The 18,408-nt window shown below is 62.6% G+C and carries 19 protein-coding genes; 6 read left to right on the forward strand and 13 right to left on the reverse strand.

Annotated features, from left to right (window positions below; genetic code table 11):
* The 4 genes from ACIPZC_RS01050 to exbB all read right to left on the reverse strand — a co-directional run bounded on the left by ACIPZC_RS01050 (position 1) and on the right by exbB (position 3,156).
* Positions 1 to 927 (reverse strand): hydrogen peroxide-inducible genes activator, encoded by a 927-nt coding sequence (locus ACIPZC_RS01050; RefSeq protein ID WP_012312115.1) that lies wholly within the window; start codon positions 925 to 927, stop codon positions 1 to 3.
* 94 nt (positions 928 to 1,021) lie between these two features.
* The gene (locus ACIPZC_RS01055; protein WP_241806740.1) at positions 1,022 to 1,756 is read right to left on the reverse strand and encodes an energy transducer TonB; all 735 of its coding nucleotides are present in this window, start codon (positions 1,754 to 1,756) and stop codon (positions 1,022 to 1,024) included.
* Positions 1,753 to 2,181: a TonB system transport protein ExbD gene (gene exbD, locus ACIPZC_RS01060; protein WP_241806741.1), complete on the reverse strand. Its 429-nt coding sequence runs from the start codon at positions 2,179 to 2,181 to the stop codon at positions 1,753 to 1,755. Before exbD ends, ACIPZC_RS01055 begins: the two co-directional genes overlap by 4 nt.
* Before the next feature lie 3 nt (positions 2,182 to 2,184).
* Complete coding sequence (gene exbB, locus ACIPZC_RS01065) at positions 2,185 to 3,156, reverse strand: tonB-system energizer ExbB (RefSeq protein WP_400624231.1); 972 nt, start codon at positions 3,154 to 3,156, stop codon at positions 2,185 to 2,187.
* 189 nt (positions 3,157 to 3,345) lie between these two features.
* On the opposite strand from exbB, the gene ACIPZC_RS01070 reads away from it, so the two are divergent.
* The gene (locus ACIPZC_RS01070; RefSeq protein WP_400624234.1) at positions 3,346 to 4,203 is read left to right on the forward strand and encodes an SDR family oxidoreductase; all 858 of its coding nucleotides are present in this window, start codon (positions 3,346 to 3,348) and stop codon (positions 4,201 to 4,203) included.
* A 125-nt stretch (positions 4,204 to 4,328) separates the two neighbouring features.
* Here ACIPZC_RS01070 and ACIPZC_RS01075 read toward each other — a convergent pair whose 3' ends face one another.
* The 5 genes from ACIPZC_RS01075 to ACIPZC_RS01095 all read right to left on the reverse strand — a co-directional run bounded on the left by ACIPZC_RS01075 (position 4,329) and on the right by ACIPZC_RS01095 (position 9,018).
* Positions 4,329 to 5,054 (reverse strand): hypothetical protein, encoded by a 726-nt coding sequence (locus ACIPZC_RS01075; protein ID WP_400624237.1) that lies wholly within the window; start codon positions 5,052 to 5,054, stop codon positions 4,329 to 4,331.
* A 55-nt stretch (positions 5,055 to 5,109) separates the two neighbouring features.
* Positions 5,110 to 5,490 carry a RidA family protein gene (locus tag ACIPZC_RS01080; protein WP_012312121.1) on the reverse strand — a complete coding sequence of 127 codons (381 nt, stop codon included), beginning with the start codon at positions 5,488 to 5,490 and terminating at the stop codon, positions 5,110 to 5,112.
* Between the two features lie 23 nt (positions 5,491 to 5,513).
* Positions 5,514 to 7,619, reverse strand: a complete 2,106-nt coding sequence (gene spoT / locus ACIPZC_RS01085) for a bifunctional GTP diphosphokinase/guanosine-3',5'-bis pyrophosphate 3'-pyrophosphohydrolase (RefSeq protein WP_241806745.1) — start codon at positions 7,617 to 7,619, stop codon at positions 5,514 to 5,516.
* Positions 7,620 to 7,678: 59 nt separating this feature from the next.
* A complete protein-coding gene (gene rpoZ / locus ACIPZC_RS01090) occupies positions 7,679 to 7,942 on the reverse strand; it encodes a DNA-directed RNA polymerase subunit omega (RefSeq protein ID WP_012312123.1) in 264 nt (87 codons plus the stop codon).
* A 203-nt stretch (positions 7,943 to 8,145) separates the two neighbouring features.
* A complete protein-coding gene (locus ACIPZC_RS01095; protein WP_241806746.1) occupies positions 8,146 to 9,018 on the reverse strand; it encodes a LysR family transcriptional regulator in 873 nt (290 codons plus the stop codon).
* Between the two features lie 243 nt (positions 9,019 to 9,261).
* Between ACIPZC_RS01095 and ACIPZC_RS01100 the strand changes: the two genes are divergently transcribed.
* The 3 genes from ACIPZC_RS01100 (at position 9,262) to ACIPZC_RS01110 (ending at position 13,012) form a co-directional block, all read left to right on the forward strand.
* Positions 9,262 to 10,605: a glutamine synthetase family protein gene (locus ACIPZC_RS01100; protein ID WP_372490517.1), complete on the forward strand. Its 1,344-nt coding sequence runs from the start codon at positions 9,262 to 9,264 to the stop codon at positions 10,603 to 10,605.
* A gap of 4 nt (positions 10,606 to 10,609) precedes the next feature.
* Positions 10,610 to 11,359: a gamma-glutamyl-gamma-aminobutyrate hydrolase family protein gene (locus ACIPZC_RS01105; protein ID WP_400624243.1), complete on the forward strand. Its 750-nt coding sequence runs from the start codon at positions 10,610 to 10,612 to the stop codon at positions 11,357 to 11,359.
* A gap of 114 nt (positions 11,360 to 11,473) precedes the next feature.
* On the forward strand, positions 11,474 to 13,012 hold the full coding sequence (locus tag ACIPZC_RS01110) for an APC family permease (RefSeq protein WP_241806750.1): 1,539 nt from the start codon (positions 11,474 to 11,476) through the stop codon (positions 13,010 to 13,012).
* Between the two features lie 74 nt (positions 13,013 to 13,086).
* Here ACIPZC_RS01110 and gmk read toward each other — a convergent pair whose 3' ends face one another.
* Positions 13,087 to 13,707 (reverse strand): guanylate kinase, encoded by a 621-nt coding sequence (gene gmk / locus ACIPZC_RS01115; protein ID WP_400624246.1) that lies wholly within the window; start codon positions 13,705 to 13,707, stop codon positions 13,087 to 13,089.
* 13 nt (positions 13,708 to 13,720) lie between these two features.
* Positions 13,721 to 14,584 (reverse strand): YicC/YloC family endoribonuclease, encoded by an 864-nt coding sequence (locus ACIPZC_RS01120; RefSeq protein ID WP_241806753.1) that lies wholly within the window; start codon positions 14,582 to 14,584, stop codon positions 13,721 to 13,723.
* A 227-nt stretch (positions 14,585 to 14,811) separates the two neighbouring features.
* On the opposite strand from ACIPZC_RS01120, the gene rph reads away from it, so the two are divergent.
* Positions 14,812 to 15,534 (forward strand): ribonuclease PH, encoded by a 723-nt coding sequence (rph, locus tag ACIPZC_RS01125; protein WP_012312130.1) that lies wholly within the window; start codon positions 14,812 to 14,814, stop codon positions 15,532 to 15,534.
* A gap of 61 nt (positions 15,535 to 15,595) precedes the next feature.
* Here the strand turns inward: rph and ACIPZC_RS01130 are convergent, their stop codons facing one another.
* Positions 15,596 to 16,375, reverse strand: coding sequence for an exodeoxyribonuclease III (locus ACIPZC_RS01130; RefSeq protein WP_012312131.1), 780 nt, complete (start codon positions 16,373 to 16,375; stop codon positions 15,596 to 15,598).
* An 80-nt stretch (positions 16,376 to 16,455) separates the two neighbouring features.
* Here ACIPZC_RS01130 and pyrE point away from each other — a divergent pair, with 80 nt between their 5' ends.
* Entirely contained in the window at positions 16,456 to 17,097 is a 642-nt protein-coding gene (gene pyrE / locus ACIPZC_RS01135; RefSeq protein ID WP_011536401.1) for an orotate phosphoribosyltransferase, read from the forward strand.
* Positions 17,098 to 17,492: 395 nt separating this feature from the next.
* Here pyrE and argB read toward each other — a convergent pair whose 3' ends face one another.
* Complete coding sequence (gene argB / locus ACIPZC_RS01140) at positions 17,493 to 18,398, reverse strand: acetylglutamate kinase (protein WP_241806754.1); 906 nt, start codon at positions 18,396 to 18,398, stop codon at positions 17,493 to 17,495.
* Between the last annotated feature and the right edge of the window lie 10 nt (positions 18,399 to 18,408).

Here is an 18,408-nt window from a genome sequence, read left to right on the forward strand (position 1 = left end):
TCAGGCCGGTTGTTCCACAGCGGGCTTGGCTACCGAGCAGAGGCGGATCGAGTCGGCAAGGATCTCGATGGCCTTGGGCCGCGGGAAGCTTGCGCGCCAGGCGATGGCTACGGTGCGGAAGGGTGCCGGCGCGGTAAGCGGGCGCACTTCGATGACCCCCGGTGCGTAGTGGTGGCTGTGCACCGCCGAAAGCGGCAGGATCGACACGCCCAGGCCTGAAGCGACCATGTGGCGGATGGTTTCCAGCGAGCTGGACTCCACCGTGGTGTGCTTGGCGCCTTCACCGCCTTTGTTCAGCGTCGGGCAGGCTTCCAGAACCTGGTCGCGGAAGCAGTGGCCCTCGCCGAGCAGCAGCAGGCTCTTGTCGTTGAGCATGGCGGTGTCGATGGTCTTTTTCGCGGTCCAGGGATGGTCGGCGGGCATCAGGGCACAGAATGGCTCATCGTACAGTGGCAGGGTCAGCACGTCGGCTTCGTTGAACGGCAGGGCGATGATCACCGCGTCGAGTTCACCGTTGCGCAGTTTTTCGCGCAGCACGTGGGTGAAGTTCTCTTCGATGTACAGCGGCATCTGCGGGGCCACGCGGTGCAGCTGCGGGATCAGGTGCGGGAAGAGGTAAGGGCCGACGGTATAGATCGCACCGACCTTCAGCGGGGCGGTGAGCTGGTTCTTGCCGGCTTGGGCCAGCTCGCGGATGCCCTGCGCCTGCTCCAGTACCTTCTGCGCCTGGGCGACGATGCTTTCACCGACTGGCGTCAGGCGCACCGCGCTCTTGCTGCGCTCGAAGATCAGCACGCCAAGCTCGTCCTCAAGCTTTTTAACACCGACGGACAGGGTGGGCTGGCTGACATGGCAACGCTCGGCGGCGTGGCCGAAGTGCTGCTCCTGGGCGAGCGTGACGATGTAGCGTAATTCTGTGAGGGTCATAACGTGCGTCCATGAAGTTGCGAGCCCAGCATAGCGGCTGCAATCGATAGACGCACGTTATCAGACTTGCCGATTTGTGACAGAAACAAAAGTCTCAGCGACGGTCCAGCGAGTAGACGAACGGTGCTACGACTTCAATCGTGCCATTGTTCAGCAATTCCGCTGGCGGCTTGGGCACCTTGCCGGCCCTGCGGATCATTTCCATGGTTGCCCGGTCCAGCGCTGCGCTGCCCGAACCCCCTGCCATCGAGTACGAGAGCACCTTGCCGTCAGCATCGACCACGAAGCGCAGGCGGTTGATGCCCTGAAGACCCCGGCGGCGAGCGTCTTCCGGGTAGCGCTTGTACTTCGCCAGGTGGCGCAGCAGGTCGCTCTGCCACGTCGGCAGCGCCTTGCTGTTCGCGGCAATGCTTGGTGCCGGTGCCGCCGACTTCTGCGGTGGCGTATTGGTTGGCGGCGTGTCCACGACCTGTTCTTTGGTCGGTGGCTCATCCTTCGGCGGCTCAGGCTTTTTCACAGGCTTCGGAGGTTGAGGCTTGGGTTTGGGCTTGGGCGGCTTGGCGATGGCGATCTTTGGTTTGGGCGCTTCAGCCACCTTGGGCAACGGCGGCTCTTCGACCGGTGCCGGCGGCTGTGGAGCGGCCTTCGGTGGTGGTGGCGGTGCCGGCTCGGGCAGCGGTGCCAGCTCGACCATCATGGCTGCCGGGGGCAGCTCGACGGCCTGGGGCACCGACCAGTTGAGCGTGAGCAGCACAGCGACGGCATGGACACCCAGCACAAGTACCAGGCTGCCGCTGTAACGCGCCAGATTGTGCCGCGTCTTCGTCATTTCTTGGCTGCCGTCTCGAGACCTACCAGACCGACTTTGAGGTAGCCGGCCGCGCGCATGTTGTTCATCACTTCCATCAGGTCACCGTAATCCACACCTTTGTCGGCCTGGAAGAAGATGGTGGTTTCCTTGTCGCCCTTGGTCTTGGCGTCGAGCATCGGGCCAAGCTGGTTGGGTGCAGGCACCTGATCGTCACCGACATACAGCTTCTGGTCGGCCTTGACGCTGACGAACACGGGTTTCTCCGGCCTCGGTGCCGGCTTGGCGGTCGAGGCCGGCAGGTCGACCTTGATGTCGACCGTGGCCAGCGGCGCGGCCACCATGAAGATGATCAGCAGTACCAGCATCACGTCGATGAACGGCGTGACGTTGATTTCGTGGTTTTCGGCGAGGTCGTCGCCACCTTCGTTGAGATGCAGGCCCATGGCTTACCCCACTTTCACCATGTGCGGGGCGACGCGCTCGCCACCCTGGTGGTCCAGGTCACGGCTGACCAGCAGCAGGACCTGCGCCGAAGCATCGGAAACCTGGGCTTTGTAGCCGGCGATGGAGCGGGCGAAGACGTTGTAGATGACTACGGCCGGGATCGCTGCGACCAGGCCCAGGGCGGTGGCCAGCAGGGCTTCGGCGATACCGGGGGCAACCACGGCGAGGTTGGTGGTCTGGGTTTTGGCGATACCGATGAAGCTGTTCATGATGCCCCACACGGTACCGAACAGGCCGACGAACGGCGCAGTGGAACCGATGGTGGCGAGCACGCCGGTGCCGCTGCTCATGTTGCGGCCGCTGGCATGCACCAGGCGCTCCAGGCGGAAGCTGACGCGTTCCTTGATACCCTCTTTTTCGCGGGCGTTGGCCGACAGGCGCATTTCTTCCAGGGCATCGTGGACCAGCGTGTGGGCCAGGGTACCTTCCTTGTTGGAGACTTCGCTGGCTTCCTTGAGGCTGGCAGACTTCTTCAGCTGGGCGATTTCGCCGCGCAGACGACGCTTGGCGCCCATCAGCTCGAAGCCCTTGGCGATCCAGATGGTCCAGGTGATGATCGAGGCGATGGCCAGGCCGATCATGACCGCTTTCACCACCACGTCGGCGTTCTTGTACATGCCCCACGGCGACAGGTCATGGGCCATGCCCAGCGAAGTGTCCTCAACCACCGCTTCGGTGCTCGGGACTGCCGCTGCCGGCGCATCGACCGGTGTAGCGACCTGAGCGTCGCCAGCAGGGGCCTGGCCTTCGCTGGCAGGGGTGGCTGGCGCGCTTGCAGCTGCAGGGGTGCTGACGTTGGTATTGGGCTCATCGGCCATAGCCACTGGGGCCAGGACCAGGCTGAACATCAGCGCAGCGATGGCGCGCCAGGCGCGCGACGGGGTTGGCGAAGCGGAAGGTTGAGTACGTGTCATGCTGGCCGGACCTGATGAAGAAAAAGTGTGCGTTCTCCAAGGCCTCGATACAGGCCGAGAACAGATAGGGGCGCTATTATTGCAAGTAATTCTTGTTAACAAAAGTAATATTGTAGCTTTTTTCGCCCATGGTCTAGCCGCCCATCGTGTAATCCGGCTAGCCTGATTCTTTGGTCTAGGAGTTAAGTGATGTCAGACCGTTCCGTATTGATCGTGGGTTGTGGTGACGTAGGCGGCCGGCTGGGTCGCCAATTGCTCGCCCGTGGCTGGCAGGTAAGCGGCCTGCGTCGCTCGGTCGAACAGCTGCCACAGGGTGTTGTACCGATCGCTGCCGACCTGTCCGATCCGGGCATGCCCCAGGCTTGGCCGCAGCATTCCCCGGATTATCTGGTGTACTGCGTAGCCGCCAGCCAGCACGATGAAGCGGGTTACCAAAGCGCCTACGTCGAAGGCTTGCGTCACGTGCTGGGGTGGTTGGCCGAGCGTGGGCAACGTCCGCGCCGCCTGCTGTTCGTCTCCAGCAGCAGCGTGTTTGCACAAAAGGATGGGGAGTGGATCGATGAGACCGCACCTACCGAACCGCAAGGCTATTCGGGGCGCGTGATGCTGGAGGCGGAGCGGCTGGCGCTGAGCAGCGGCCTGCCGGCAAGCATCGTGCGCCTGACCGGGATCTATGGCCCCGGGCGTGAGTGGCTCCTGAGCCAGGTGCGTCAGGGCTATCGGGTGGCCACCGAGCCGCCGCTGTTTGGCAACCGTATTCATGCCGAGGATGCCGGGAGCCTGCTGGCGTTCCTGCTGCAGGCCGATGCCGAGGGTGTGGCGTTGGATGATTGCTATATAGGCGTTGATGACGACCCTGCGCCACTGGCCGATGTGGTTGGCTGGTTGCGAGCGTACATGGGCGTTACCGAATGGTCTGATGAGCAGCGGGTGCGCCGCACTGGCAGCAAGCGCTGCAGCAATGCCCGGGTGCGGGCATTGGGGTGGGTACCGCAGTATCCGAGTTACAAGGAAGGGTACGCGGCGATCCTGAAAGGCCAAGGCTGAGGCCTGCTGGCCCTATCGCCGGCAAGCCGGCCCCACGCTGGGCAGTGTCAGGCCGCAGGCCTGCACCGTAACTGTGGGGCCCGACTTGCCGGCGATCAGGCCAGTGAAGCCAGGCGGGGCTTGAGTCAGTCCTTCTCCAGCACCCACTGGCGATTACCGGCGGCCAGTTGCGGGATTTCATCGGGCTGTGCACGGTTGAGCGCCTGGAAGATCTCCAGCTTGTCGCCATCGCGCTTGAAGATGAATGGCGCGCCACGCTGGTTGCGCTCCAGCCACAGGCTGTCGTTGCTGCCACCCATGCTGGCGCAATCGCCGGCCAGGCACAGAGCGTAGCGGTCCGGGCCGGGCAGGCCGGTTACGCCGCCGTTGTCGGCGAAGTGGACGACGCTACCTTTGCCCTGGCCTTCGACAATCTTCCAGTCCCCACCCAGGTACGCCTGGTACAGTGCTTTTTCGAAGCTGCTACCCAGGCTCACATTGCCGGGTTGTTTGGCGCGGACGAAGCTGCGTTCGGCGCCGGCTGTGTCTGTGGCCTTCAGCTCGTCGCCATCGAGCGCCAGCTGTTCGGTCTGGCCGCCCGGGAAGCTGGCCTGCCACTGCTTGTCAGTGGCACTCAATTGGCCGTCAGCGGCCTCGAAACCATTGCTGTAGCTGGCCCGCTGGCTGGCCACATCGAGTTTCCACTCGAAGATGGGGCCGTGCTCATCGAGGGCCTGACGCAGGCTGCCACCTTTGACGGCGGCGTCGATGGCGTCCTGGTTGATCCAGGTGCCGTTGAAGTCTTCGGGTTTGTGGCTGGCGCAGCCGCTCAGAAGCAGGGCTGCCAGCGCGAAGGGCAGTGCTTGACGCATGGTAGGTTGACCTTGAACTGAAAGGTGACGGGCAGGGTGCCCGTCACCTGCGGCATCAATCGATGACCAGGATGGCGTCCATTTCTACCTGGGCGCCTTTTGGCAGCGCGGCAACACCAATGGCAGCACGGGCTGGGTATGGCTGCTCGAAATAGCGGCCCATGACTTCGTTGACCTTGGCGAAGTGGCTCAGGTCGGTGAGGAAGATGTTCAGCTTGACGATGTCCTTGAACGAACCGCCGGCAGCTTCAGCAACGGCCTTGAGGTTCTCGAAGACCTGTACGGTCTGGGCCTCGAAGCCCTCAACCAGTTCCATGGTGTTCGGGTCCAGCGGGATCTGGCCCGACATGTAAACGGTGTTGCCGGCTTTGATCGCTTGCGAGTAGGTACCGATGGCGGCAGGGGCCTTGTCGCTGTTGATGACGGTCTTGCTCATGATGACTCCTTGCGGTTGGCGGACTACGCACGCATGCGGGTGATGCGGACCACGCCGGTCAGCGTACGCAGCTTCTTGATCACACGAGCCAGGTGCACGCGGTCGTGCACGCTGACCACCAGTTGGACAACGCTGATGCGGCCGTCGCGTTCGTCCATGCTGATCTTCTCGATGTTGCCGTCGGCGGCATTGACGCTGCTGGCCAGCAGGGCAATCAGGCCGCGCTGGTGCTCCAGCTCGACACGCAACTCGACATTGAATTCGCCGGTGATGTCCTTGGCCCAGGAAAGCTGTACGCACTTCTCCGGGTTATGACGGATTTCACTGATATTGCGGCAGTTCTCCAGGTGCACGACCATGCCCTTGCCTGCCGACAGGTGGCCGACGATCGGGTCGCCCGGGATGGGCGTACAGCACTTGGCGTAGCTCAATACCAGGCCTTCGGTGCCGCGGATCGCCAACGGGCCTTCCGGCGCCGGCAGCTGCTCACCTTCGGCTGACAGCAGGCGGCGGGCCACCACATAGGCCATGCGGTTGCCCAGGCCGATGTCTTCGAGCAGGTCCTCGATCAGTTCCAGGCGGTACTCGGCGAGAATCGCGTTGATACGCTCCTGAGGGATTTGCTCCAGGCTGCTGTCGAAACCGGTCAGCACCTTGTTCAGCAGGCGCTCGCCCAGGTTGATCGACTCGGAACGTCGCTGCTGCTTGAGTGCGTGGCGGATGTGCGTACGGGCCTTGCCGGTGACCACGAAGTTGAGCCAGGCCGGGTTGGGCCGCGCGCCCGGGGCGCTGACGATTTCAACCGTCGAACCGCTCTGCAGCGGCTCGGACAGGGGCGCCAGGCGCCGGTTGATGCGGCAGGCGATGCAGCTGTTGCCCACATCGGTATGCACCGCATAGGCGAAATCCACGGCGGTGGAGCCTTTGGGCAGCTCCATGATCCTGCCTTTGGGCGTGAAGACATAGACCTCGTCAGGGAACAGGTCGATCTTCACGCTCTCGATGAATTCCAGCGAGTTGCCGGCACGCTGCTGCAGCTCGAGGATGCCCTTGACCCACTGGCGGGCGCGCGCATGGTTGCCTTTGGGCTGCTCGTCGTTGGACTTGTACAGCCAGTGCGCGGCGATGCCGTTGTTGGCCATCTCTTCCATTTCGCGGGTACGGATCTGGATTTCGATGGGCACGCCGTGCATGCCGAACAGCGTGGTGTGCAACGACTGATAGCCGTTGGCCTTGGGGATCGCGATGTAGTCCTTGAAGCGCCCGGGCAGCGGCTTGTACAGGTTGTGCACGGCACCGAGCACGCGGTAGCAGGTGTCGACCTTGTCGACGATGATGCGGAAGGCGTACACGTCCATGATCTCAGTGAAGGCGCGGCGCTTGCCGCGCATCTTCTTGTAGATGCCATAGAGGTGTTTCTGCCGGCCGCTGACCTCGCCTTGAATACCGTCGGCAGCCAGGCAGTTGGCCAGCGAGTGCTCGATCTTGGCGACGATCTCTTTGCGGTTGCCGCGTGCGCTCTTGACCGCCCGATGGATCAGTGACGACCGCATGGGGTGCATGGCCTTGAAGCCAAGGTCTTCGAACTCTACGCGCACGGTGTGCATGCCCAGCCGGTTGGCGATGGGGGCGTAGATTTCCAAGGTTTCCTTGGCGATGCGTCGGCGTTTTTCGCCAGACAGCACTTCCAGGGTGCGCATGTTGTGCAGGCGGTCGGCAAGCTTGACCAGGATCACGCGGATATCGCGGGCCATGGCCATGGCCATCTTCTGGAAGTTTTCAGCCTGCGCTTCGGCCTTGGTCTCGAAGTTCATCTGGGTCAGTTTGCTGACCCCATCGACCAGCTCGGCAACCGTTTCGCCAAACTGCTGGCTGAGCGCTTCCTTGGCGATGCCGGTGTCTTCGATCACGTCGTGCAACATGGCCGCCATCAGGCTCTGATGGTCCATGTGCATGTCGGCGAGGATGCTGGCTACCGCCAGCGGATGGGTCACGTAGGGCTCGCCGCTGCGGCGGCGTTGCCCATCGTGTGCCTGTTCGGCGTAGAAATAGGCGCGCCGAACCAGGTTGACCTGTTCGGGGCCCAGGTAGGTCGACAGCCGTTCGGCTAAGGCTTCTATGCCCGGCATGATTTCACCTCTTGCCGAGGAAGAGGGCCTTGTGCCGCGCGACGTCGACCAGGCATGGATCAGACAGCCTCGTTGGACTCGTCCTCGAAGGCGGCGAAGACCGGATCCTCGGTAACGATCTCTTCAGCAGCAATGAATTCGTTGGTGACGATGCCTTCTGCGATTTCACGCAGGGCAACGACGGTTGGCTTGTCGTTTTCCCACGCTACGCGCGGCTCTTTGCCGCCGGTAGCCAGCTGACGGGCGCGCTTGGTCGAGAGCATGACCAGCTCAAAACGGTTATCCACGTGTTCCAGGCAGTCTTCAACAGTTACGCGGGCCATGGTCTTCCTCAGTAGCAAATGCGATGGGCGTGCAGCCCAATATGGGCAGGCGGACTCGATAGTTTAAAAAATCACCAGCCAATAGGGAAGCGCTGTTTTGCCGGATACCCAATCAGGCCTGCATCCTTCACCCTGCGCACGCGGCCTTGCCGAGGCGCCGAACCACCGCGAAAGGGCCGTAACAGACACACTCATCTTGTATCTCACAACATCGCGCCGCGCAACCTCGGGGTCAGCTCTTCGAACAATGTCTGCACCGAGCGCAAGGCCCGGCAATCGGGCCGGGTCAGCAACCACAGTTGGGTGTCGCAACCGGCCAGCGGTCCGCTCAGCGCCTCGACGCCAGGCAGCGCGTGGACCATGTAGTCGGGCAGCGCCGCAACGCCCAGCCCCGTGCTCACCAGCTGTGCAATGGTCGACATGCTGCTGCACTGGTAGCGCGGGCTCAGCCCGGGGTACTGCTGGTTGCGCCAGACCACGGTGGGGTGGTCCTGCATGGAGTCGTCCGGGGCGATCCATGGCACGTTGTGGTGAGACTCGCTCAGGCGTTCGCGCCATTGCGCCTGGCCACAGATCACATAGGACGTCGAACCCAGGCAACGGCCGACCAGGTGCTCAGGCGGCGTATTGGTCAGGCGCAGGGCGATGTCGGCATCGCGCCTGCTGAGGTTGGCGAAGGTGTTGGACGTGCCCATCTCCAGCGACAGTGCCGGGTAATTGGGCATGAACTCGGCCAGGGCCGGCAGCAGCAAGCTGTGCATGACCGCCTCGGTGCACGTCAGGCGCACGGTACCGCTGACCACCTGCTCGCCGCTGGTCATGGCGATGCGCGCGGCATCCAGTGCCTGCTCGGCGCGTTCGGCCTGCTCGGCCAGGGCCTGGGCCGTGTCGGTCGGCAGGTATCCCTTGCGGCTCTTGACGAACAGTGCGGTGCCCAGTGCCGACTCGAGCCGGCGAATCGAACGGAACACGGTCGATACATCGACCTTGAGCAGTTCGGCGGCCTTGGCCAGTGAGCGCCCGCGCTCCAGTGCCAGGACCAGGGAGAGGTCGGCGTGGGTGATCTGATATTGCATTGGTGCACGCTCTACTTGCCGAAATGCCAATGTCTGTTGCATTGAGGCCATTTTATAGTGGAACTGCCCCCGGGAATCAATGCGCTCGGTCGGGTAACCAATCCCCACGATGGGAAAGTTAAAAAAACAACAGCTGCAACCATCGTCGCCCGTGAGGCGCCAGCCGTATCTCCTATCGCCGCAGCCCTTCAAAGGATGTACACCATGACGTCGGTCACCCCGTGCGCCAGTTCTTCCAGCGAGATGAAAGACTTCCTCCAGGCCCATCCGGAAACCCAGTACGTCGATCTGCTGATCTCCGACATGAATGGCGTGGTACGTGGCAAGCGCATCGAGCGGGCCAGCCTGCACAAGGTGTACGAAAAGGGGATCAACCTGCCGGCATCGTTGTTCGCACTCGATATCAATGGCTCGACCGTTGAAAGCACAGGGCTTGGGTTGGACATCGGTGACGCCGACCGGATCTGCTACCCGATCCCCGGGACGCTGTGCAACGAGCCCTGGCAAAAGCGCCCGACCGCCCAGTTGCTGATGACCATGCACGAGTTGGAGGGCGAGCCGTTCTTCGCTGACCCACGCGAAGTGTTGCGCCAGGTGGTGAGCAAGTTCGATGACCTGGGCCTGGATATCTGCGCCGCGTTCGAGCTGGAGTTCTACCTGATCGACCAGGACAACCTCAACGGTCGTCCGCAGCCACCGCGCTCACCCACTTCAGGCAAGCGTCCGCAGTCGACCCAGGTCTACCTCATCGACGACCTCGACGAATATGTCGACTGCCTGCAGGACATGCTGGAAGCCGCCAAGGAGCAGGGCCTGCCGGCCGATGCCATCGTCAAGGAAAGCGCGCCCGCGCAGTTCGAAGTCAACCTGCATCACGTTGCCGACCCGCTGAAGGCGTGCGACTACGCGATCCTGCTCAAGCGCCTGGTCAAGAACGTCGCCTACGACCATGAAATGGACACCACGTTCATGGCCAAGCCGTACCCGGGGCAGGCGGGCAACGGCCTGCACGTGCACATTTCGCTGCTCGACAAGAAGACCGGCAAGAACATCTTTGCCCATGAAGACCCGCTGCAGAGCGACGCGCTGCGCCATGCCATTGGTGGCGTGCTGGAGACCATGCCGGCGTCGATGGCGTTCCTGTGCCCGAACGTCAATTCCTACCGCCGGTTCGGCGCACAGTTCTACGTGCCGAACGCGCCGAGCTGGGGCCTGGACAACCGTACCGTGGCTGTCCGCGTACCGACTGACAGCAGCGAAAACGTGCGCATCGAACACCGCGTGGCGGGCGCCGATGCCAACCCTTACCTGATGCTCGCCGCGGTCCTCGCCGGTATCCACCACGGCTTGACCAGCAAGGTCGAACCTGGTGCGCCGATCGAGGGCAATTCGTACGAGCAACTGGAGCAAAGCCTGCCGAACAACCTGCGCGATGCGCTGCGCGCGCTGGATGACAGCGAAGTCCTCAACCAATACATAAGCCCGGACTACATCGATATCTTCGTGGCCTGCAAGGAAAGTGAGCTGGCCGAGTTCGAAGTATCGATCTCCGACCTCGAGTACAACTGGTACCTGCACACGGTGTAAGCCCATGAGCGCATTTGCGGTCCCCTTGATCGGTGTCAGCGCCTGCCGTCAGCAGGTAGGGAAAAACTCGTCGCACACGGTGGGTGACAAGTATGTCGAGGCGGCCGGCTTTGCCGGGCTCCCGCTGATCCTGCCGGCCCGCGACGGCGGCAGCGACACGCAGGCATTGCTGGCCCGGCTCGATGGCATTCTTTTTACCGGCTCGCCTTCAAATGTCGAGCCGCATCATTACAATGGCGCCCCCAGCGCGGAAGGTACCCGGCACGATCTTGCACGTGACCGGCTGACCTTGCCGCTGCTGCAGGCGGCCATCGCCGCCGGCGTGCCGGTGTTCTGTATCTGTCGTGGTTTCCAGGAATTGAACGTGGCCCTCGGCGGCAGCTTGTACCAGCGCGTGCACGAGCTGCCGGGTTACCTGGACCACCGTGAACCTGAGGACGCACCCCTGGAGGTGCAATACGGCCCTCGTCATCCTGTCGGCATTGTGCCTGGCGGGGTGTTCGAGCGCCTGGGCCTGGCTGCGCAGTTCGAGGTCAACTCGCTGCACAGCCAGGGTATCGACCGCTTGGCCCCGGGCCTGCGTGTCGAGGCGCGGGCCCCGGATGGCCTGATCGAAGCGGTGTCGATGCCTGATGCGCCTGGCTTTGTGCTCGGCGTGCAGTGGCACCCGGAGTGGCGTTTTGCCGAAAACCCGGTCTCCAGGCGCCTGTTCCAGGCGTTTCGCGAGGCCTGCATTGCCCATGCTGCACGGTAGGGTCGTTACCCGAAGGTCTTGGATGACTGATACCGATACGCAAGCTTTCAATGAGTGAAAGCGCCTTGTTCGCAGGGCCTGTGACAACAATTCCAATAGTTACGGCAAATACTCATGAGCAATTACACAGAAGCTGGCCGCCCACCCGATGTGGCCGATTCAGGCAGCACTCAGCGCAGCAAAGGCCTGGCAAAAGGGCGTCTTGGCCTGTTGGCCAGCGTGGTGCTGGGCATCTCCACAATCGCCCCGGTCTACACCCTGACTGGGGCCCTTGGCCCCACCGTGCGGGAGGTCGGCCAGCACCTTCCGGCCGTCTTCATCGTTGGCTTCCTGCCTATGCTGCTGGTTGCCCTTGGCTACCGTGAGCTGAACGCGGCGGAGCCGGACAGCGGTACTTCCTTTACCTGGTCGGCCCGTGCCTTCGGCCCGATGATCGGCTGGATCGGTGGCTGGGGGCTGGTCGTTGCCACCACCATTGTGTTGTCCAACCTGGCCGGCGTGGCCGTTGATTTCTTCTATCTATTCCTGGGGCAGATCACCGGTCACCAGGGGTTGGCTGCCTTGGCGGATAACCTGCTGATCAACATCACCACCTGTTGCGTGTTCATCGCCATGGCCGTGTGGATCTGTTGTCGCGGCATGGCCACCACCATGACCGTGCAATATGGGTTGGTGGCCTTGCAGTTGCTGGTGCTGATCGGCTTTGCCTTCGCCGCGTTCGGTGAGACCACCGCGCCTGCCCCGCTGGAGTTCGACCTGGCCTGGTTCAACCCCTTCGGTGTGGAGTCGTTCTCGGCCTTTGCCGCCGGCCTGTCCTTGTCGATCTTCATCTTCTGGGGGTGGGACGTGTGCCTGACCGTCAGTGAAGAATCGATCGGCAGCGACGAGGTACCGGGCAAAGCGGCGACCTGGACCGTGCTGCTGATTCTTGGTCTGTATCTGCTCACTGCCATCGCTACCCTGCAATTCGCCGGGATCAGCGAGCATGGGCTGGGCTTGAACAATCCGCGTATCCAGGAGAACGTCTTTGCCCACCTGGCCGGGCCCGTCATGGGGCCGCTGGCGATCCTGATGTCCATCGCCGTGCTGGCGAGCACCGCCGCTTCGCTGCAATCGACCTTCGTCTCGCCAGCGCGCACGCTGCTCGCCATGGGTTACTACGGTGCGGTGCCTGAGCGCTTTGCCAAGGTTTGCCCGCGTTCGCAGACGCCACGTTACGCAACCATCTGTGCCGGCGTCGCCGCAGGCCTGTTCTACGTGACCATGCGTACTCTGAGCGAAAACGTGCTGGCGGACACCATCACCGCCCTGGGCATGATGATCTGCTTCTACTATTCGCTGACCGCGTTCGCCTGCGTGTGGTATTTCCGCCACAGCCTGTTCGACAGCCTGCGCCATTTCTGCATGCGCGGCCTGTGCCCGTTGTTGGGTGGGGTGATCCTTTCGGTGATCTTCGTGCGCACCGCCATCGACAGCGCGTCGCCGGACTTTGGCAGTGGCTCGCATGTGGCTGGCGTTGGGCTGGTGTTCGTGATTGCGGCGATCATCTCGGCACTGGGGATAGTGCTGATGATGCTGTCGCGGATGCGTGCGCCGGCTTACTTCCTGGGCGCTACCCTGCGACAGCAGGCGACCCTGCAGCTGCAGGACTGATGCTTGGGGCGCGCTGTGCGCCCCGTTCGCGACACACCTCAGCGCGAAAGGGCCGCACAGCGGCCCAGCTCTCTTCAGCCGATCAACTGCTTGAGCAATGCCCCGTGCCGCGCCTGCTGCTTGTTCAGCAGCAGGCGGTTGGAGCGGAACACCGCCTTCAATTCCTCCAGCGCGGCATCGAAGTCATCGTTGATGATGACGTACTCGTACTCGTCGTAGTGCTGCATCTCGCTGACGGCCTCTTTCATGCGGCCGGCAATGATCTCATCGCTGTCCTGTCCGCGCCCGTCCAGGCGCTGGCGCAGCGCCTCAAGGTTCGGCGGCAGGATGAAGATCGAGCGGGCTTCAGGCATCAGCTCACGCACTTGGCGGGCACCTTGCCAGTCGATTTCCAGAATCAGGTCATCGCCCCGGTCCAGCACTTGCTGCAGCGTGCTACGCGAGGTGCCGTAGAAGTTGCCGAACACTTCGGCGTGTTCAAGGAAATCGTTCTTGTCGATCAGCGCCTTGAATTCGTCATGACTGACGAAGTGGTAGTTGACGCCATGCTCCTCGCCCGGGCGCTTGCCGCGTGTGGTGTGCGAGACGGAAACGCTGATGCGTTCGTCTTCCTTGATCAGGGCGTTGACCAGGCTGGTCTTGCCGGCGCCTGACGGGGCCGAGACGATATAGAGGGTGCCGCTGCTGTGGTTCATGGTAGGGGTGGCCTTACTCGATGTTCTGTACTTGTTCACGCATTTGTTCGATCAGTACCTTCAAGTTGACCGCCGCTTGCGTGCTACGCGGGTCGAAGGCCTTGGAGCCCAGGGTATTGGCCTCGCGGTTGAGCTCCTGCATGAGGAAGTCCAGGCGCCGGCCAGCGGCCCCTCCGGACTTGAGCACCCGACGCACTTCATTGACATGGGTGCTGAGGCGGTCCAGCTCCTCTGCGACGTCGCTCTTTTGTGCCAGCAGCACCATCTCCTGCTCGAGCCTTTGCGGGTCGAGCTCGGCCTTGAGGTCGCCGAAGCGGTCGATGATCTTCTGCCGTTGTGCGGCCAGCATCTGCGGTACCAGGGCACGCAGTGTGGTGACCTCGCTAGCCATGCTGTCGAGCCGCTCGTTGATCAGGCGGGCCAGCTCTTGGCCTTCGCGCAGGCGCCCGGCTTTCAATTCGGCCAGGGCCTCGTCGAACAGTGCCACCGCTTCGGCATTGAGCGCCTGCGGGTCGCTGGCGTCGGCCACCAGCACGCCCGGCCAGGACAATACCTCCAGCGGGTTGAGCGGTGCCGGCTGCTTGATCAGGCCGGCCACTTCTTCGGCGGCGGCAACCAGTTGCGCGGCACGCGCGTGGTCGACCTTCAGGGGTTTGCCGTTGCTGTCTTCGTGCAGGCGCAAGGTGCATTCAACCTTGCCGCGCGACAGGCCTTGGCGCAGCCCCTCACGCACCGCCCCTTCCAGGTCGCGCAGGGCGTCGGGCAGGCGCAGATGAGGTTCAAGATAGCGGTGGTTGACCGAGCGCAGTTCCCAGACCAGGGTGCCTTGGCTGCCTGCGCGCTCGACACGAGCAAAAGCGGTCATGCTGTGCACCATGGTGAGTACCTCGCGTAGATGATGTGAACGGGAAAGCCTTTCGGCTGCAAGGCGCAGGATTGTAGCGCAGTGTGCCCTTGGCGCCCAATCCGCCCATGTTACAGAGCCCTCGTCTGCCGGTGGGAAAAGGCGACAGGCTGTGCGCGGCGCGACGATAAGCATGTCCTCACCGGGCTACGGGCTTTATAATGCCCGGCAGATTCAAAGTCCCAGTACAGGTATCCCAGATGAAACGTCCAAGTGGTCGCGCCGCCGATCAGCTCCGCTCGATCCGCATCACCCGCAACTACACCAAGCACGCCGAAGGGTCGGTACTGGTCGAGTTCGGTGACACCAAGGTCATCTGCACGGTCAGCGTTGAAAACGGTGTGCCGCGCTTCCTCAAAGGCCAGGGCCAAGGCTGGCTGACCGCCGAGTACGGCATGCTGCCGCGCTCCACCGGTGAGCGTAACCAGCGCGAAGCCAGCCGTGGCAAGCAGGGTGGTCGCACCCTGGAAATCCAGCGCCTGATCGGCCGCTCGCTGCGCGCCGCGCTGGACATGAGCAAACTGGGTGACATCACCTTGTACGTCGACTGCGATGTGATCCAGGCCGATGGCGGCACCCGCACGGCCTCGATCACCGGCGCCATGGTCGCCTTGGTCGATGCCCTGGCAGTGATCAAGAAGCGTGGTGGCCTGAAGGCCGGCAACCCGCTCAAGCACATGATCGCCGCCGTATCGGTGGGTATGTATCAGGGTGAAGCCGTACTCGACCTGGACTATCTGGAAGACTCCGCTGCCGAGACCGACCTGAACGTGGTCATGACCAGTGCCGGTGGTTTCATCGAAGTGCAGGGTACTGCAGAGGGTGCGCCGTTCCAGCCCGAAGACTTCAACGCCATGCTGGCGCTGGCGCAAAAGGGCATGAACGAGATCTTCGAACTGCAGCAGGTCGCTCTGGCCGACTGATTGAGCCTGCAGGTACAAAAAAGCCGACATCGATGTCGGCTTTTTCGTGCCTGAGCAGTGCTCAGATGGTCAACGTCCAGTCATAGTCGACGATCAGCGGCGCGTGCTGCGAGAAGCGCGGCTGTCGCGGCAGGCGCGCATTGCGCACGAAGCGCCGCAGGCCTGGGGTGAGGATCTGGTAGTCGAACCGGTAGCCCAGGTTGAGCATCTCGGCCTGCTCGTTGTCTGGCCACCAGCTGTACTGGTCACCCTCACGGCTGACTTCGCGCAGGGCATCCACATAGCCCATGTCGCCAGTGATCGCATCCATCCAGGCACGTTCAGGCGGCAGGAAGCCGGGCGACTGCTGGCTGTCACGCCAGTTCTTGATGTCGAGCTTCTGCTGCGCCACGTAGAACGAGCCGCAATAGATGTACTCACGACGCTTGCGCCGCTGCTTGTCCAGGTACTTGGCGAAGTCGTCCATCAACTTGAATTTCTGGTTCAAGTCGTCGTCGCCGTTCATGCCCGAAGGCAATAGCAGGCTGGCAATACTGACTTTGTCGAAATCTGCTTGCAGATAACGCCCGTAGCGATCGGCTGTCTCGAAGCCCAGGCCGGTGATGACTGCCTTGGGCTGCATGCGCGAGTAAAGTGCCACGCCACCTTGGGCGGGTACCTCCGCGTCGCAGGCATAAAGGAAATAGCCATCGAGCTGGAAAGCTGGGTCGTCGAGTTCAAAGGCCGAGGCGCGGGTATCCTGAAGGCAGATGACGTCGGCATTCTGGGCTTGCAGCCAACTGAGCAATCCACGCTCGGCTGCAGCCTGAATGCCATTTACGTTCACACTGATGATCCGCATAAATGGCCCCAAAAATCTCGTGCGTGTATGATACCCGAGCTCAACCCATTTAGCTAAATCCGTGGTGTCCGGGACTTTCCATGCAGCCGTATCAGCGCGACTTCATCCGTTTTGCCATCGATCGCGGCGTTCTGCGCTTCGGTGAATTCACCCTGAAATCGGGGCGTACCAGCCCGTATTTCTTCAATGCCGGCCTGTTCAACACAGGTTCTGCCCTGGCTCAGTTGGGGCGTTGCTATGCGGCGGCCATCGTCGACAGCAAGATCCCGTTCGACGTACTGTTCGGCCCGGCCTACAAGGGTATCCCGCTGGCTGCGGCCACCGCCGTGGCCCTGGCCGAGCAACATCAACTGGACGTACCGTGGTGCTTCAACCGCAAGGAAGCCAAGGATCACGGCGAAGGCGGCAGCCTGGTCGGCGCGCCATTGGCCGGTGATGTGCTGATCATCGACGACGTGATCACCGCCGGTACCGCCATCCGCGAGGTCATGCAGATCATCAATGCCCAGCAGGCCAAGGCCGCTGGCGTGCTGATCGCGCTCAACCGCGAAGAGCGCGGCAATGGCGAATTGTCGGCGATCCAGGAAGTGGAGCGCGACTTCGGTATCCCGGTAGTCAGCATCGTTTCGCTGACCCAGGTGCTGGAGTTTCTGGCCGATGATCCGCAGCTCAAGCAGCATCTGCCGGCGGTCGAGGCCTATCGGGCGCAGTACGGGATCTGACTGCGGCTCGGAATGAAAAAGGCGACCTTCGCGGGTCGCCTTTTTTTATGCGTTGCCTATACGGGCGCTATCGCCGGCAAGCCGGCTCCCACATGGTGGATTGCGCCGGCTTTTGGACGTTGGGCAAGTCAGTTGCTTCCACAGGTAAAGCGCGGGCCTGAAGAGCTACGCGGTCGTGATGGGAGCCGGCTTGCCGGCTCCACATGGATTGCGCCGGCTTTTGGGCGTTGGGCAAGCCGGTTGGTTCCACAGGTAAGCGCAGGCCTGAAGAGCTACGCGGTCGTGGTGGGAGCCGGCTTGCCGGCGATGGGCTGCGCAGCAGCCCCCATAGCGGAGCTGCAATAGCCCGAGCGCGATCGATCGGGCCAGCGAGCATCTGGAGCCACTTCCGGCGATCAGTGACGCTTGCGGTTGCTGATCAGGGTGCCCACGCCACTGTCTGTGAAGATCTCCAGCAGCACCGCATTCGGTACGCGGCCGTCGATGATGTGCGAGGTCGTCACGCCGCCCTGAACCGCATCCAGCGCGCACTTGATCTTTGGCAGCATGCCGCCGTAGATGGTGCCGTCGGCGATCAGTTCGTTCACCTGCTCGGTGGTCAGGCCGGTCAGGACCTGGCCTTGCTTGTCCATCAGGCCGGCGATGTTGGTCAGCAGCATCAGCTTCTCGGCCTTCAGTGCTTCGGCCACCTTGCCTGCCACCAGGTCGGCGTTGATGTTGTACGACTCACCGTTGGCGCCCACGCCGATAGGCGCGATCACCGGGATGAAGTCGCCTTTTACCAGCATGTTCAGCAGGTCGGTGTTGACGCTGACCACTTCGCCGACGTGGCCGATGTCGATGATTTCCGGCTGGGTCATCTCCGGCGTCTGGCGGCTCACGGTGAGCTTCTTGGCGCGGATCAGCTCCGCGTCCTTGCCGGTCAGGCCGATGGCGCTGCCACCGTGACGGTTGATCAGGTTGACGATGTCCTTGTTGACCTGGCCCCCCAGCACCATTTCAACCACATCCATGGTTGCCGCGTCGGTGACACGCATGCCGTCGATGAAGTGGCTTTCGATCGACAGGCGCTTGAGCAGGTCGCCGATCTGAGGGCCGCCACCGTGCACGACCACCGGGTTGATGCCCACGGCCTTCATCAGCACGATGTCACGGGCGAACCCGGTCTTGAGCTCTTCGCTCTCCATCGCGTTGCCGCCGTACTTGATCACCAGGGTCTTGCCGACAAAACGGCGGATGTAAGGCAGCGCTTCGGACAAAACCTCGGCTACATGGGAAGCGGCATCGCGATCGAGGGTCATGCAGGGCTCC

The sequence above is a fragment of the Pseudomonas sp. NPDC089743 genome (assembly GCF_044748785.1).
Taxonomy (GTDB): domain Bacteria; phylum Pseudomonadota; class Gammaproteobacteria; order Pseudomonadales; family Pseudomonadaceae; genus Aquipseudomonas; species Aquipseudomonas putida_X.

Bases quoted from the DNA above. Each gene is read 5' to 3' on its own strand.
- argB (WP_241806754.1), bottom strand. From the start codon at position 18,398: ATGACCCTCGATCGCGATGCCGCTTCCCATGTAGCCGAGGTTTTGTCC.
- ACIPZC_RS01095 (WP_241806746.1), bottom strand. From the start codon at position 9,018: ATGCAATATCAGATCACCCACGCCGACCTCTCCCTGGTCCTGGCACTG.
- spoT (WP_241806745.1), bottom strand. From the start codon at position 7,619: ATGCCGGGCATAGAAGCCTTAGCCGAACGGCTGTCGACCTACCTGGGC.
- ACIPZC_RS01080 (WP_012312121.1), bottom strand. From the start codon at position 5,490: ATGAGCAAGACCGTCATCAACAGCGACAAGGCCCCTGCCGCCATCGGT.
- ACIPZC_RS01100 (WP_372490517.1), top strand. From the start codon at position 9,262: ATGAAAGACTTCCTCCAGGCCCATCCGGAAACCCAGTACGTCGATCTG.
- gmk (WP_400624246.1), bottom strand. From the start codon at position 13,707: ATGAACCACAGCAGCGGCACCCTCTATATCGTCTCGGCCCCGTCAGGC.
- ACIPZC_RS01050 (WP_012312115.1), bottom strand. From the start codon at position 927: ATGACCCTCACAGAATTACGCTACATCGTCACGCTCGCCCAGGAGCAG.
- ACIPZC_RS01075 (WP_400624237.1), bottom strand. From the start codon at position 5,054: ATGCGTCAAGCACTGCCCTTCGCGCTGGCAGCCCTGCTTCTGAGCGGC.
- ACIPZC_RS01110 (WP_241806750.1), top strand. From the start codon at position 11,474: ATGAGCAATTACACAGAAGCTGGCCGCCCACCCGATGTGGCCGATTCA.
- exbD (WP_241806741.1), bottom strand. From the start codon at position 2,181: ATGGGCCTGCATCTCAACGAAGGTGGCGACGACCTCGCCGAAAACCAC.
- rph (WP_012312130.1), top strand. From the start codon at position 14,812: ATGAAACGTCCAAGTGGTCGCGCCGCCGATCAGCTCCGCTCGATCCGC.
- ACIPZC_RS01130 (WP_012312131.1), bottom strand. From the start codon at position 16,375: ATGCGGATCATCAGTGTGAACGTAAATGGCATTCAGGCTGCAGCCGAG.
- ACIPZC_RS01120 (WP_241806753.1), bottom strand. From the start codon at position 14,584: ATGGTGCACAGCATGACCGCTTTTGCTCGTGTCGAGCGCGCAGGCAGC.
- ACIPZC_RS01070 (WP_400624234.1), top strand. From the start codon at position 3,346: ATGTCAGACCGTTCCGTATTGATCGTGGGTTGTGGTGACGTAGGCGGC.
- exbB (WP_400624231.1), bottom strand. From the start codon at position 3,156: ATGACACGTACTCAACCTTCCGCTTCGCCAACCCCGTCGCGCGCCTGG.
- ACIPZC_RS01105 (WP_400624243.1), top strand. From the start codon at position 10,610: ATGAGCGCATTTGCGGTCCCCTTGATCGGTGTCAGCGCCTGCCGTCAG.
- ACIPZC_RS01055 (WP_241806740.1), bottom strand. From the start codon at position 1,756: ATGACGAAGACGCGGCACAATCTGGCGCGTTACAGCGGCAGCCTGGTA.
- pyrE (WP_011536401.1), top strand. From the start codon at position 16,456: ATGCAGCCGTATCAGCGCGACTTCATCCGTTTTGCCATCGATCGCGGC.
- rpoZ (WP_012312123.1), bottom strand. From the start codon at position 7,942: ATGGCCCGCGTAACTGTTGAAGACTGCCTGGAACACGTGGATAACCGT.